This window comes from Rhodococcus sp. NPDC058639 (assembly GCF_042717545.1).
Lineage (GTDB): Bacteria > Actinomycetota > Actinomycetes > Mycobacteriales > Mycobacteriaceae > Rhodococcus.
Genome location: NZ_JBHXRF010000007.1, coordinates 322,444 through 335,992, shown reverse-complemented (window position 1 = coordinate 335,992; position 13,549 = coordinate 322,444). Strand labels below are relative to the sequence as shown.

Below are 13,549 nucleotides of genomic sequence, written 5' to 3'. Positions count from 1 at the left end.
GCCGGGAAGGTACGGTCCTGTGCACGGTGCCATCCGCCACGGCACCGCTGACAGAAACGTCCGGTTCGTCGACGGTGTGAGGTGAGGGTGATAGCACGGGGACGGTGGCCGATCGGCGTCGCGGCCCGGGTTCTGCTCGCCGGCGCGGCAGTACTCGCCGCTGCCGCATGCTCGGCCGGCACAGCCGACCCTGTCGAGGCGGTGGAAACACCCACGGCAGCGGCCGAGCCACCGGTGCTGGACGCGCGCGCGACACGCATGAAGGACGCGCTGGACGGTGCGGGACTGGTCGCGGATGTTCCGGACGAGACCCTGCTCGCGGTCGCGCGCGGACTGTGCGATCAGCTCGCAGCCGGAATGCCGGAGGAACGCATCCTGGAGACAGCGCGGCCGATTGCGTCGTACGCCGCGGCGGCAACGCATACGACGATGCCGGGCGGCGATGCCGCCCGGCACTATGTCGAGATCACGCGCGACACCTACTGCTGACCCCCGGGCGTTCGCGCGGGCTTTGTCAGCGGACGGTGTGCACGACCAGCACGTCGGAGGTCGCTTTCCGGGCGACGTCCGACGGCACCGAACCGAGGAGTCGGCCGGTGAGGGTGTTCAGTCCGCGGTTACCGATCACGATGAGATCGGCATCGACCTCTGCGACGAGGGCGAGGAGGGATTCCACAGGTGAACCGACAACGGGCCGTTCCACGATGTTCTTCGCGCCGGCCACGGTGGCCTTCTCCCGTGCCGTGCGGAGGATTTCGTAGGTCGGTGCAGATCCGGTGATCTGATATGCCTCGTCGCGCAGCACGTCCGCGGCGTGTGCCGTGTCCTTGGGATCGGCCGGGTAGTACGCACAGGCGATGACCAACTTGGCGCCGGCGTCTCCCGCGAGGGCAGCCGCTTTCTCCACCGCCTTGTACGACGACTCCGAACCGTCCGTCCCGACGACAATGGTCCGGTAGGCGCTCATTCGTTCCTCCATCGTGTATCCGGTCACCGGCGCGTGCCGCCGATGGTGCCGGTGGAAGAGATGCGAAACCCTCCGCCCGGCGCTGGCGTAGACAGTATCGGGACACCGGGCCACATGGGGGATTTGGGTCCCACGCCACAGGGACGCGTCCCGGAGCCGTCGCGGCCCACGGGAGCGGTTCTCCGGATCTACTTCAGACCGGCGGCGTCCATCCCCCGCAATTCCTTCTTGAGATCGGCGATCTCGTCGCGCAACCGTCCCGCCAGCTCGAACTGCAGATCACGTGCGGCCTGCATCATCTGGTCGGTGAGTTGCTGCACGAGATCGGCCAGTTCGGCTCGCGGCATCGTCGTGGTATCGCGGCCTTCGATGACGCCGGAACTCGTCGCCCGCCCGGACTCGCCCTGCGCCCGGCGTCCACGGGAGGCATTGCGGCCCGATCCGCCCACTTCGATGGCTTCGGTGTCTTCTGCTTCCTGATACACCTGGTCCATAATGTTGGCGATCTTCTTGCGCAACGGTTGCGGGTCGAGGCCGTGCTCCTTGTTGTAGGCGATCTGCTTCTCGCGCCGGCGGTCCGTCTCGTCGATGGCGCGCGCCATCGAGTCGGTGATCTTGTCGGCGTACATGTGCACCTCGCCGGAGACGTTGCGCGCCGCGCGTCCGATGGTCTGGATCAGCGACGTGCTCGAGCGGAGGAATCCCTCCTTGTCGGCGTCGAGAATGGCAACGAGGGAGACCTCGGGGAGGTCGAGGCCCTCGCGGAGCAGGTTGATGCCCACGAGTACGTCGTACTCCCCCAGGCGCAACTGCCGGAGCAGTTCGACGCGGCGCAACGTGTCGATGTCGGAGTGCAGATACCGCACCCGGATGCCGAGTTCGAGTAGGTAATCGGTGAGGTCCTCGGACATCTTCTTGGTGAGAGTAGTGACGAGCACGCGTTCGTCGCGGTCGGCCCGCTCCCGGATTTCGTGGATCAGATCGTCGATCTGGCCCTTGGTGGGTTTGACGACGACCTTCGGGTCCACCAGACCGGTCGGGCGGATGACCTGTTCGACGAACTCGCCGCCGGTCCGCCCGAGTTCGTACGGTCCGGGCGTCGCCGAGAGGTAGACGGTCTGCCCGATGCGGGAGACGAACTCCTCCCAGGTGAGCGGGCGGTTGTCGACCGCCGACGGAAGCCGGAATCCGAACTCGACGAGGTTGCGTTTGCGCGACATGTCGCCTTCGTACATCGCGCCGATCTGCGGCACCGTGACGTGGGACTCGTCGATGACCAGAAGGAAGTCCTCCGGGAAGTAGTCGATCAGCGTCGCGGGTGCGGTGCCGGCGGGCCGGCCGTCGATGTGCCGAGAGTAGTTCTCGATACCCGAACAGAAACCGACCTGGCGGATCATCTCGAGGTCGTACTGCGTGCGCATCCGCAGTCGCTGCGCCTCGAGGAGCTTGCCGCGGTTCTCGAGGTCGGCGAGGCGTTCCTCGAGTTCGGCTTCGATGTCCTTGACCGCGCGTTCCATCCGCTCGGGACCGGCCACGTAGTGGGTCGCCGGGAAGATCCGCAACGAATCGACCTTGCGGACGACGTCACCGGTGAGTGGGTGCAGGTAGTACAGCGCCTCGATCTCGTCGCCGAAGAATTCGATGCGGACCGCGAGTTCCTCGTACGCCGGAATGATGTCGACGGTGTCGCCCTTGACCCGGAACGAGCCGCGAGTGAAGGCGAGGTCGTTTCGGTTGTACTGCACGTCGACAAGCAGGCGGAGCAGGGCGTCGCGCGGAACTTCGAGTCCGACCTCGAGCTGGATCGAGCGGTCGAGGTAGGACTGCGGGGTGCCGAGGCCGTAGATGCAGGACACCGAGGCGACCACCACGACGTCGCGGCGGGAGAGCAGCGACGAGCTCGCGGAGTGCCGCAACCGCTCGACGTCGTCGTTGATCGACGAGTCCTTTTCGATGTAGGTATCGGTCTGCGCGATGTACGCCTCGGGCTGGTAGTAGTCGTAGTACGACACGAAGTACTCGACCGCGTTGTTGGGCAACATCTCCCGCAGCTCGTTGGCGAGCTGTGCGGCGAGGGTCTTGTTGGGTGCCATCACCAGGGTGGGACGTTGCAGCCGCTCGATGAGCCACGCGGTCGTGGCGGACTTGCCGGTACCGGTGGCACCGAGCAGGACGACGTCTTTCTCCCCTGCCTTCAGCCTGCGCTCGAGTTCGTCGATCGCGGCGGGCTGGTCGCCGGCGGGTTCGTATTCACTGACGACCTCGAACGGGGCGTCGGTGCGTTCGATCTCGCCCACCGGACGGAACTCGGAATGGGCGACTACAGGATGCTCACTTGCGAACGCCATGATTCCAGGGTAATTGGTCCCACCGACACGTGCGGCGGGCCGACGGGCCCGCCGATCCCCCGCCGAGGCGCAACGCCCCGCAAGGGCGGTAACGTGCGGTCATGCCGCCGCACCTTCACCCCATCAAAGTGGAACGCTTCGATGTTCCCGCGCAGACCAACACCGACCCGAAGGGCAATGTGCGACCGGTCGAGGTGTACCGGGTCGAGCCGTGGGGGCTGTACATGGCGCGGCCGGCGGACCACCACGAGTTCGGGTACGTGGAGTCCTGGATCCTGCCCTCCCGGCATCTCCGGGTGACGATCTTCCATTACCGTCCCGGGCACGAGCGCGACATGGATCGGTACGTCGATGTGGGCGAGTACTGGCGAGACGGTGACGTGTGGCATTCGCGCGATCACTACCTCGATCTTCTCGTCCGCACCGGCCGTGGCACCGCGGTAGAAGATGTCGACGAACTGTTCGCCGCCGTCGCTGCGGGTCTGCTCGACACGGACGAGGCCGAATTGGCAGTGCTGCGCGCGTTCGAAGCGGTCGACGGCATCGCCGCCCACGGTCACGACGTCGACGCGTGGCTGGCCTCGGTCGGATTGCCGATCAGCTGGCGGTGACGTCGGCACTTCCCTCGCTTATTTCCGGGCTCCGGCCCCGTCGGTCGAAGCCGGGGTGACGAGCCGGTGCGGTGACCCGGGGCCTTCGGCCACGAGCGACACGTGGGTGGGCGGATCGGACGGCACATGCGCGGGTCGCCGGCGTTCGAACTCGGTGCGGAGCACCGGCACCACCTCGCGACCCAGGATCTCGATCTGCTCGAGCACCATTTCGAGCGGCAGCCCGGCGTGGTCCACGAGGAAGAGCTGACGCTGGTAGTCGCCCGCGTAGTCGGCGAAGCCGAGGGTACGTTCGACGACCTGTTCGGGCGTGCCCACGGTCAGCGGTGTCGTCGTCGAGAATTCCTCGAGGGACGGGCCGTGGCCGTACACGGGCGCGTTGTCGAAGTACGGACGGAACACCCGCTTGGCCTCCGTTTCGGTGCTCGCCATGAACACCTGGCCGCCGAGTCCGACGACGGCCTGCTCGGCTGCGCCGTGTCCGTACTGCTCGAAGCGGTTCCGGTACAGCGAGACCATCTGCTGGGTGTGTTCCTTGTTCCAGAAGATGTTGTTGTGGAAGAACCCGTCGCCGTAGAACGCCGCCTGTTCGGCGATTTCCGGCGAACGGATCGAACCGTGCCACACGAACGGCGGGGTCTCGTCGAGCGGCATGGGCGTGGAACTGTAACCGCGCAGCGGGGTTCGGAACCTGCCTTCCCAGTCGACGACCTTCTCGCGCCACAGGCGCCGGAGCAGGTGGTAGTTCTCGATGGCCAGCGGGATGCCCTCCCGGATGTCCTTACCGAACCACGGGTAGACCGGCGCGGTGTTGCCGCGACCCATCATGAGGTCGACACGGCCACCGGACAGATGCTGGAGCATCGCGTAGTCCTCGGCGATCTTGACCGGGTCGTTGGTGGTGATCAACGTGGTTGCGGTGGAGAGGATGAGCTTCTCGGTTCGTGCGGCTACCCAGCCGAGCATGGTGGTCGGTGACGACGGCACGAACGGCGGGTTGTGGTGCTCGCCTGTGGCGAAGACGTCGAGCCCGACCTCCTCGGCTTTCAGTGCGATCTCGGTCATGGCGACGATTCGCTCGTGCTCGGTCGGGACGGCGCCGGTGGTGGGGTCCGGTGTGACGTCCCCGATGGTGAAAATGCCGAACTGCACGTCTGTACCTCCGTCAGTTAGTTGAAGTCTCAATCATCTTAACGGAGGCGGGTGCGCGGGAATTCCCGCGCATCCGTAGCCTGCAATGCCTTGGGCTATGCGCTCCAACCCGTTTCCTGCGCCCAGGACCAGGCGCGATGGTAGGCACGGTCGAACCACGGAGCCTTCGCCGCGCTGTATGCCGCGGCCGCCTCGAGCGGATCGCCGAATGCCGCCGCTGCGTCTGCTGCGGCACGCTTGACGTCGGCGTACTCGGCCGCTGCTGCCGCGTCGGCGCGCAGCCAATCGCGCAGCAACAACGCGAACTGCTGCCCGGGCCATCCGTCGACGCGCACCGCGACGCGCGCCGGCTGCCCCGGATCGGCGCTTCCGTGCAATCGCATCGCCCACATCGCCGGGTCCGTCTCGCCGCCGGCGCCGTACGAAGGTTTCGGCTGGTCGTGATCGACCTGCTCAATGCGCGGAAAACCTGCGACGGCCAGCGGCTCCGCGAGCGCGTCGGCGGCAGCGAGGTCCGGCACCGTGACCTGCAGATCGAGCGCGTCGACTGCGTCGAGCCCTGGCACTGCGGTCGACCCCACGTGGTCGATGCGCACCGCGCTGCCGCCACAGGCCACGGCGAGTCGAGCGATCAGTCGTTGCGCAGACCGATCCCATTCGAGGCGTGCCGGAACCAGTACCGGCTCCGGTGTCACCGCGGTGCGGGTGCGCACGTTGCGCTCGAACGGCACCAGACGGTCTGTCCACAGCGCCCGTACCCGGCTCACGACATCGTCCGGCTCGCCGGTGTTGTCGAGCCAGACATCGGCCACCGCGCGCCGCTGCTCTTCCGTGGCCTGCGCCGCGATCCGGGCACGAGCGTCGGACTCTGGCATTCCCCGTAGCTCCACCAGCCGGCGGAGTCGCTCGTCCTCCCCCGCGTGCACGACGGCCACCAGATGGAAGATCGGCGCCATTCCGCCTTCGACGAGCAAGGGGATGTCCTGCACCACAATCGCGTCCTCGGGTGCCGCGGCAACGAGTTCTGCGGTGCGGCGGCCGACCCTCGGATGGGTGATGGCATTGAGGACGGCTCGCGCGTCGTCGGTCGCGAACGCCTTGGCAGCGAGCGCGGGACGGTCCAACGACCCGTCGGGTAGGAGAATGTCCTCGCCGAACGCATCGACGAGTTCGGCGAGACCTTCCGAGCCCGGCTCGACGATTTCCCGCGCGATCGTGTCGGCGTCGACGAGCACCGCCCCGAGATTCACGAGTTCCTTGGCGACAGTGGACTTACCCGCGCCGATACCTCCGGTCAACCCCATTCGCAGCACGCCGCCCAGTGTTGCACCACACAACCGGAAGGGGTGAGCCGACCCGCCGCTATCACAGCACAGTCACGGAGCGGTCACAGGCAGGTCGCGAGAGCGCCCGTCCTGGGGAAACACGTCTCTCACCTGCAATAAATTCGCGGTACGCGGCTCGCCGTCGGTTATCGTCTTGTCCAAGCGTCCGACTCCGGATATCCGGTTCATCGAGAAGGCAGCCTATGCGTTCCTCCCCCTCACCTTCCGGTCGACATCGCCTCGGCATGGAACACAGTGTTCACTGCGTCCTCATCCCCGAGGTGGCCGCCGCGCTCGCCGAGCACCGGCGCAACTGGTTCACCACACTGCTGAGCAACGCGCGGCACAGTCACGCCGCCATGCGCAAGCGCGCCGCGGCGATTCCCGCGCAGTGGGCCACTCCCGCCGTGGGCTGATTCCCCCGCACAGTCGGACCGCTACGGTCACGCTCACGACGACGGCGACCCCTCCCGACGGGAGGCGGTCGCCGTCGTCGTCCGCCCTCCGAAGCAATGCCGACGCGACGTTAGGAACGGTACAGACGCCGAAATGCGGAAGACCCCGCACCGAATCGGTGCGGGGTCTTCCCTCGATCAGAGTCGATCAGATCTGTCAGGCGTTGCCGGACAGCTTCTCGCGCAGTGCAGCGAGCTGAGCATCGCTGGCCAGCGAGCCACCGGTCTGCTCGGCGGGCTCTTCGGCATCCGTCTCGGACGAGTAGTTGCTGCTGGACACGCCGGCAGCAGCCTCGGCAGCCTCGTCGGCAGCCATCTTCTCGATCTGAGCGGTGTGCATCTTGTGACGACGCTCGGCCTCCGCGTAGCGGGACTCCCACTCCTCGCGCTGCTTCTCGTAACCCTCGAGCCATTCGTTGGTCTCGGGATCGAAGCCCTCGGGGAAGATGTAGTTGCCCTGCTCGTCGTAGCTGTCGGCCATGCCGTACTTCGACGGGTCGAACTCGGCCGTGTAGTCCTCGTTCGCCTGCTTCAGCGACAGCGAGATACGACGACGCTCGAGGTCGATGTCGATGACCTTGACCATCGCGTCGTCGCCGACTGCGACAACCTGGTCCGGGACCTCCACGTGGCGCTCGGCCAGCTCGGAGATGTGCACGAGGCCTTCGATTCCCTCTTCGACGCGCACGAACGCACCGAACGGAACCAGCTTCGTGACCTTGCCCGGGACGATCTGGCCGATCGCGTGGGTCCGGGCGAACTGACGCCACGGATCTTCCTGCGTCGCCTTGAGCGACAGGGACACGCGCTCGCGGTCCAGGTCGACGTCGAGAACCTCGACGGTGACCTCGGTGCCGACCTCGACAACCTCGGACGGGTGATCGATGTGCTTCCAGGACAGCTCGGAGACGTGCACGAGGCCGTCGACACCGCCGAGATCGACGAAGGCGCCGAAGTTGACGATGGAGGACACGACGCCCTTGCGGACCTGGCCCTTCTGGAGCTGGTGCAGGAACTCGCTGCGGACCTCGGACTGGGTCTGCTCGAGCCATGCGCGGCGCGACAGGACCACGTTGTTGCGGTTCTTGTCGAGCTCGATGATCTTGGCCTCGATCTCCTTGCCGACGTACGGCTGGAGGTCGCGGACGCGACGCATCTCGACGAGCGACGCGGGCAGGAAGCCACGCAGGCCGATGTCGAGGATCAGGCCGCCCTTGACGACCTCGATGACGGTGCCCTTGACGGCCTCGTCCTTCTCCTTGAGCTCTTCGATCGTGCCCCAGGCGCGCTCGTACTGCGCACGCTTCTTGGACAGGATCAGGCGGCCTTCCTTGTCCTCCTTGGTGAGGACCAGAGCCTCGACCTCATCGCCCACGGACACGACCTCGTTGGGGTCGACGTCGTGCTTGATGGAGAGCTCACGGGAGGGGATGACGCCTTCGGTCTTGTAACCGATGTCGAGCAGCACCTCGTCGCGGTCGACCTTGACGATCGTGCCTTCGACGATGTCGCCATCGTTGAAGTACTTGATCGTGGCGTCGATGGCGGCGAGGAAATCCTCGGCGGAGCCGATGTCGTTAACGGCTACCTGCGGCGAGGTGACGGTGGTGGAGGCCATGTGTTGAGTTGCTCCGGACGGGTTGATAGTCGGTTGATGGAACTTCGGTCGGGCACGCGAATCGCACACTGCGATGAAGCGGTGATTGAATCACGGCGAGCGTCCCCGTCCGACCGATGAAGCCGAGCAGCGGACACTCGCGACCACCAGGCTACGCGCCCGCAGGGGAGCTGGGCAAACCAGGACGCCCCGCCCGCGTGCCCGCCCCCGCGAGACCTTTACGCTCGGATTCATGCCAAGCCCCGAAAACCCCTCCGGCACAGCATCTCACCAGCCCCAGCTGTCACCCGAGGAACGGCACGCATCCGCGAACGCGCTACTGGGCACCTCCAAGGTCGGGCGCCTCCGGCTCGGCTCCCGCGACAGCGAGCGCGCGAGCCGAGCGTGGTGGGATGCCGACGCCGAGGACTATCACCGCACGCACGGCGAGTTCCTCGGCGTCGACTCGGCCGCCGGCGAGTTCGTCTGGTGCCCCGAAGGACTCCACGAGGGCGATGTCCATCTGCTCGGCGACATCGTCGGGCGAGACGTGCTGGAGATCGGTTGCGGGTCCGCTCCGTGCGCGCGGTGGCTGGCCGAGCACGGCGCCCACCCCGTCGGACTGGACATCTCGATGGCGATGCTCGAGCGCGGACTTACCGCGATGGACGCCACGGACACACCCCCGGAGCGTCGCGTTCCGCTCGTGCAGGCCGGCGCCGAGAATCTCCCGTTCGCGGACGGGAGCTTCGACGTGGTGTGTTCGGCCTTCGGGGCCGTGCCCTTCGTTGCGGATTCGGCGCAGGTCATGCGGGAGGTCGCGCGGGTGCTGCGGCCGGGCGGCCGCTGGGTGTTCTCCGTCAACCATCCGATGCGGTGGATCTTCCCGGACGACCCGACCGAAAAGGGACTGGTCGCGATGTTCCCCTACTTCGACCGCACGCCCTACGTAGAACTCGACGACTCCGGCACCGCCACCTACGTCGAACACCACCGCACGATCGGCGACCGGGTGCGCGAACTCGTCGGGGCAGGACTCGAGGTGTACGACATCATCGAACCCGAGTGGCCCGAGCACCTCGACCGCGAATGGGGACAGTGGAGCCCTTTGCGTGGCGAGTACTTCCCGGGCACCGCGATCTTCTGCAGCCGCAAGCCCGGCTGAACCCGGCGCCGACGCGGCTACAGCAGGCGCGACAGGAACGCGCGGGTGCGCTCGTGCTGCGGATTCGACAGCACCTCGCTCGGGTTGCCGGCTTCGACGACGACACCGTCGTCCATGAACACGAGTTCGTCGGCGACCTCGCGCGCGAAACCCATCTCGTGGGTGACCACGACCATCGTCATCCCACCGGCGGCGAGATCCCGCATCACGGCGAGCACCTCACCCACCAGTTCCGGGTCGAGCGCCGAGGTGGGCTCGTCGAACAGCATGAGCTTGGGGTCCATCGCGAGGGCACGGGCAATGGCGACGCGCTGCTGCTGGCCCCCGGACAACTGCGCCGGGTAGGCGTCGGCCTTGTCGGACAGGCCCACGCGGGCAAGGAGTTCGCGCGCGCGCTCCACCGCCTCCGCGCGCTTGACCTTCTTCACCAGTATCGGAGCCTCGATGATGTTCTCGAGCGCCGTGCGGTGCGGGAACAGATTGAAGTGCTGGAACACCATGCCGATCTCGCGGCGCTGCCGGGCGGCGACCTTGGGCGCAAGCTCGTGGAGCTTGGAGCCGCGTTCGGCGTAACCGACGAGTTCACCGTCGACGTAGAGGCGCCCGGCGTCGACGCGTTCGAGGTGGTTGATGCATCGCAGGAAGGTGGACTTGCCGGACCCGGACGGTCCGATCATGCATGCGACCTGACCGCGTCCCACCTCGAGGGAGATGCCTTTGAGCACCTTGACGGCCCCGAAGTTCTTGCACACGCGGTCCGCACGAACCATCGGCGTTTCGGTCGAGGTCATGCGAGCCCACCTCCGGGGTGCTTCGGGGTCTTCGGCGCGGCGGCCGGCGTGTCCTGTGCGTCGGCGAGGGCCTGCAACTGGCGGTTCGTCAACTGGCGGCTCATCCCCTTCGAGTAGTGCCGTTCGATGAAGTACTGGCCCACCATCAGCACGCTGGTGATGGCGAGATACCAGGTCGCCGCGACGAGCAGCAGCGGGATGGGCTGGAAGTTCGCGCCTGAGATGTCTCGCGCTCGGCCGTACAACTCGAGGCTGTAGGGCACCGCCGCCACGAGCGAGGTGGTCTTGAGCATGCTGATCAGTTCGTTGCCCGTCGGCGGGATGATCACCCGCATGGCCTGGGGCAGTACGGTGCGTCGGATGGTCTGGGACCAGGACATCCCGAGCGCGGTCGACGCCTCGACCTGTCCTTCCGGAACCGACCCGATGCCGGCGCGAACGATCTCCGCCATATAGGCGGCTTCGTTGAGGGCGAGACCGACGACGGCGAACAGGAATGCGGCGTTGAGCCCCTGGACGTCGATGTGGACGAACTGGTGAACGAAGGGGATGCCGAGATCGATCTGCTTGTAGATCGACGGGAACAGGCCCCACAGGACGAGTTGCACGTAGACCGGGGTGCCACGGAAGACCCAGAGATACAGCCACGAGACCGACTTCAGCACCGGGTTCGGCGACAGTCGCATCACGGCGAGAAGGACACCGAGCAACACCGCGATGAGCATCGCGAGTGCCGTCAACTGCACCGTCTTCCAGGCGGCTGCGGTGATGCGGCTGTCGAAGAGATACTGGCCGTACACATCCCAGCGGTAGGCCTCATTGGTGGCTGCGCCCCACACGAACAGGCCCAGCCCGATCAGCACCAGTGCCCCGGAGATCCAGCGTCCTGGGTGCCGGAGAGGAACCGCCTGGATCGGTTCCGGTTCGGTCGCAGGCGCACCGCTCGGATGCGTGTGCTCGCTCATCGGTTCCCTCTCAGCTCGTTGCCGCATTGATCTGTGACGTGGTGATCGCCCCGACGGACATGTTCCAGCGCTCGAGGATCTCGGCGTAGACGCCGGAGTCGATGAGGTACTGGACAGCCTGTTGCAGTACGGGGCCCAGCGGTGATCCCTTCGCGACGACGAAGCCGTACGGCGCCGCGTCGAACAGCGGTCCCGCGGCCTCGAGTCGGCCCTCGCTCCGGGCGATGACGTACGCGGTGACCGGTGAGTCGGCGGACAGGGCGTCGACGCGTCCGAGGATGAGCGCATTCGCCGCTTCGTCCTGGCTGTCGTACTTGACCTTGTCGATCGGCGGGAGTCCTGCCGCGACACACGCCTCGCTCTTCGCGGGGATTTCTTCGATGTCCTCGACGGTGTTGGTCTGCACGGCGACATGCAGCCCGCAGGCGTTGTCGGGATCGACGTGCTCGCCGGTCCGTTGCGCCCACTGCACCCCTGCGTTGTAGTAGGTCACGAAGTCGACCGTTTCCTCGCGTTCCAGCGTGTCGGTGAACGACGAGGAACCCAGATCGAAGGTACGGGCCTGGACCGCCGGGATGATCCGGTCGAAGTCGGCCTCGTTGAAGACCGTCTGCACGCCCAGCACGTCGCCGATCGCCTGCGCGAGTTCGACACCGAAGCCGACGATCGTGCCGTCGTCGTCCCGGAACTCGTTGGGGGCATAGGGCACGTTGACGCCGATCTGGAGGTCGGGGTCGGAAGCCCAGTCGGGAAGCTGGGACGCGATGCTGTCGACGCGCTCGGCGCGGACACGGTCGCCCGCGGGCACGGTCGATTCCGAGTTGACGACACACCCCGTCGTGACACACAGCACCGCGAACAGGGATACAACCGCTGCCGTGATCCGTCGACCGCGGCGCGTTCCGCTCGCCTTGCGTCCGGAATATCCGGTGCTTTCGGTGGGATGTGTGTCGCCGGTGTGCCCCCTGCCGTGGGTGCGCACTGCTTCTTTCACAGAGAAACAGTATCCACTCCGGTGCCCGTGCGACCGAATCCCGCGCCGATCCCTCCGGGTTCAGAGGTCGCGCATGCGCTCGATCAGGGCGTCGGTGAACTCGGCGGTCGACGCCGTCCCACCGAGGTCGGCGGTGGCGATTCCGGAGCCGACCGTCGCATTCACGGCAGCTTCGATCCTGCGCGCGGCTGCGGCGAAGGAAGGATCGGACGTGTCCCCGAGCCTATCGAGAAGCATTGCAGCAGAAGATATCAGCGCGATCGGATTGGCCCGCCCGAGACCGGCGATGTCGGGCGCGGCACCGTGTGACGCCTGCGCCATCGTTCTGGTGCTCGAGGCGTTGACCGACGCTGCGGTGCCGAGCGAACCCGACAACTCGGCGGTCAGATCGGAGAGGATGTCGCCGAACATGTTTTCGGTCACGATGACGTCGTACCGGTCGCCGTGCCGGACCAGCAGCGCTGCCATCGCGTCGACGTGGGCGTCGTCGACCTCCACGCTCGGATAGTCGCGGCCTACTTCACGGCAGACGTCTCGGAACAGTCCTGTGGTCATCGACAGCACGTTTGCCTTGTGGACGATGGTGACGCGGCCGCGACGCTTCGACGCGAGGTCGAACGCGGTACGGGCGATCCGTTCACATGCAGCCCGTGTGACGACACCCACGGCGAGGGCGACGTCGGGGGTCGGCATGAATTCACCGCTTCCGACCGCCATGTTGCGGTCCGCGTAGAAGCCCTCCGTGTTCTCGCGCACGACCACCAGGTCCATCGCCGGTGAGACCGCCCGCACGCCGGTGAGTGCGCGGGCGGGCCGGATGTTGGCATAGAGGTCGAAGTGCTTGCGGATGCGTCCGCCCGGAGTCAGCTGCCTCCGGTACGGCTCCGGGTAGGACGCACTGTCGTGTGGACCCAGGATCCAGGCGTCGAGGCTCTCGAGCGCGTCGAGCGTCTCCTCGGGCAAGGGCGTGCCGTGCGTCTCTATCGCCTCGGCCCCGATCGGCAACGGGACCCACTCCACCCCGACTCCTCCGGCCGCGGCCACCGCCGCATCCACGACCTCCCGCGTCGCCGGGACGATCTCGTGGCCGATGCCGTCGCCTTCGAGAAGGCCGATGCGGTGTGGACGTGTTCCGGGGAGTACTGCCGGTGGTGTCGCCTCGCCGGGCATTGCGGTCTG

At 66.7% G+C, this 13,549-nt stretch carries 13 protein-coding genes; 4 read left to right on the top strand and 9 right to left on the bottom strand.

Annotated features, from left to right (window positions below; translation table 11 throughout):
- The first annotated feature begins 81 nt into the window (after window positions 1-81).
- Window positions 82-489: a DUF732 domain-containing protein gene (locus ACFWU2_RS16300; protein ID WP_378607970.1), complete on the top strand. Its 408-nt coding sequence runs from the start codon at window positions 82-84 to the stop codon at window positions 487-489.
- A gap of 25 nt (window positions 490-514) precedes the next feature.
- Here ACFWU2_RS16300 and ACFWU2_RS16295 read toward each other — a convergent pair whose 3' ends face one another.
- Window positions 515-967, bottom strand: a complete 453-nt coding sequence (locus ACFWU2_RS16295) for a universal stress protein (protein ID WP_378607968.1) — start codon at window positions 965-967, stop codon at window positions 515-517.
- Window positions 968-1,155: 188 nt separating this feature from the next.
- Window positions 1,156-3,315, bottom strand: a complete 2,160-nt coding sequence (gene uvrB, locus ACFWU2_RS16290) for an excinuclease ABC subunit UvrB (RefSeq protein WP_378607966.1) — start codon at window positions 3,313-3,315, stop codon at window positions 1,156-1,158.
- A 101-nt stretch (window positions 3,316-3,416) separates the two neighbouring features.
- Here uvrB and ACFWU2_RS16285 point away from each other — a divergent pair, with 101 nt between their 5' ends.
- Window positions 3,417-3,926, top strand: a complete 510-nt coding sequence (locus tag ACFWU2_RS16285) for a DUF402 domain-containing protein (protein ID WP_378607964.1) — start codon at window positions 3,417-3,419, stop codon at window positions 3,924-3,926.
- A gap of 18 nt (window positions 3,927-3,944) precedes the next feature.
- Here ACFWU2_RS16285 and ACFWU2_RS16280 read toward each other — a convergent pair whose 3' ends face one another.
- Together ACFWU2_RS16280 and coaE are read right to left on the bottom strand one after the other, a co-directional pair.
- Complete coding sequence (locus ACFWU2_RS16280; RefSeq protein WP_378607962.1) at window positions 3,945-5,078, bottom strand: LLM class flavin-dependent oxidoreductase; 1,134 nt, start codon at window positions 5,076-5,078, stop codon at window positions 3,945-3,947.
- Between the two features lie 95 nt (window positions 5,079-5,173).
- Window positions 5,174-6,391, bottom strand: coding sequence for a dephospho-CoA kinase (gene coaE, locus ACFWU2_RS16275; RefSeq protein WP_378607960.1), 1,218 nt, complete (start codon window positions 6,389-6,391; stop codon window positions 5,174-5,176).
- Window positions 6,392-6,606: 215 nt separating this feature from the next.
- Here coaE and ACFWU2_RS16270 point away from each other — a divergent pair, with 215 nt between their 5' ends.
- Window positions 6,607-6,819, top strand: coding sequence for a hypothetical protein (locus ACFWU2_RS16270; RefSeq protein ID WP_378607958.1), 213 nt, complete (start codon window positions 6,607-6,609; stop codon window positions 6,817-6,819).
- Between the two features lie 196 nt (window positions 6,820-7,015).
- Here the strand turns inward: ACFWU2_RS16270 and rpsA are convergent, their stop codons facing one another.
- Window positions 7,016-8,476 carry a 30S ribosomal protein S1 gene (rpsA, locus tag ACFWU2_RS16265; RefSeq protein ID WP_072698949.1) on the bottom strand — a complete coding sequence of 487 codons (1,461 nt, stop codon included), beginning with the start codon at window positions 8,474-8,476 and terminating at the stop codon, window positions 7,016-7,018.
- Window positions 8,477-8,708: 232 nt separating this feature from the next.
- On the opposite strand from rpsA, the gene ACFWU2_RS16260 reads away from it, so the two are divergent.
- The gene (locus tag ACFWU2_RS16260) at window positions 8,709-9,620 is read left to right on the top strand and encodes a class I SAM-dependent methyltransferase (RefSeq protein WP_378607956.1); all 912 of its coding nucleotides are present in this window, start codon (window positions 8,709-8,711) and stop codon (window positions 9,618-9,620) included.
- A gap of 17 nt (window positions 9,621-9,637) precedes the next feature.
- Here ACFWU2_RS16260 and ACFWU2_RS16255 read toward each other — a convergent pair whose 3' ends face one another.
- The 4 genes from ACFWU2_RS16255 to ACFWU2_RS16240 form a co-directional block, all read right to left on the bottom strand.
- Window positions 9,638-10,411, bottom strand: coding sequence for an amino acid ABC transporter ATP-binding protein (locus tag ACFWU2_RS16255; RefSeq protein ID WP_378607954.1), 774 nt, complete (start codon window positions 10,409-10,411; stop codon window positions 9,638-9,640).
- The gene (locus ACFWU2_RS16250; protein ID WP_378607952.1) at window positions 10,408-11,376 is read right to left on the bottom strand and encodes an amino acid ABC transporter permease; all 969 of its coding nucleotides are present in this window, start codon (window positions 11,374-11,376) and stop codon (window positions 10,408-10,410) included. Before ACFWU2_RS16250 ends, ACFWU2_RS16255 begins: the two co-directional genes overlap by 4 nt.
- Before the next feature lie 10 nt (window positions 11,377-11,386).
- Window positions 11,387-12,259 carry an ABC transporter substrate-binding protein gene (locus ACFWU2_RS16245; RefSeq protein WP_378608075.1) on the bottom strand — a complete coding sequence of 291 codons (873 nt, stop codon included), beginning with the start codon at window positions 12,257-12,259 and terminating at the stop codon, window positions 11,387-11,389.
- Window positions 12,260-12,430: 171 nt separating this feature from the next.
- On the bottom strand, window positions 12,431-13,540 hold the full coding sequence (locus ACFWU2_RS16240) for an isocitrate/isopropylmalate dehydrogenase family protein (RefSeq protein ID WP_378608073.1): 1,110 nt from the start codon (window positions 13,538-13,540) through the stop codon (window positions 12,431-12,433).
- Window positions 13,541-13,549 lie beyond the last annotated feature (9 nt).

Bases quoted from the DNA above. Each gene is read 5' to 3' on its own strand.
- ACFWU2_RS16295 (WP_378607968.1), bottom strand. From the start codon at position 967: ATGAGCGCCTACCGGACCATTGTCGTCGGGACGGACGGTTCGGAGTCG.
- uvrB (WP_378607966.1), bottom strand. From the start codon at position 3,315: ATGGCGTTCGCAAGTGAGCATCCTGTAGTCGCCCATTCCGAGTTCCGT.
- ACFWU2_RS16285 (WP_378607964.1), top strand. From the start codon at position 3,417: ATGCCGCCGCACCTTCACCCCATCAAAGTGGAACGCTTCGATGTTCCC.
- ACFWU2_RS16270 (WP_378607958.1), top strand. From the start codon at position 6,607: ATGCGTTCCTCCCCCTCACCTTCCGGTCGACATCGCCTCGGCATGGAA.
- rpsA (WP_072698949.1), bottom strand. From the start codon at position 8,476: ATGGCCTCCACCACCGTCACCTCGCCGCAGGTAGCCGTTAACGACATC.
- ACFWU2_RS16260 (WP_378607956.1), top strand. From the start codon at position 8,709: ATGCCAAGCCCCGAAAACCCCTCCGGCACAGCATCTCACCAGCCCCAG.
- ACFWU2_RS16255 (WP_378607954.1), bottom strand. From the start codon at position 10,411: ATGACCTCGACCGAAACGCCGATGGTTCGTGCGGACCGCGTGTGCAAG.
- ACFWU2_RS16250 (WP_378607952.1), bottom strand. From the start codon at position 11,376: ATGAGCGAGCACACGCATCCGAGCGGTGCGCCTGCGACCGAACCGGAA.
- ACFWU2_RS16240 (WP_378608073.1), bottom strand. From the start codon at position 13,540: ATGCCCGGCGAGGCGACACCACCGGCAGTACTCCCCGGAACACGTCCA.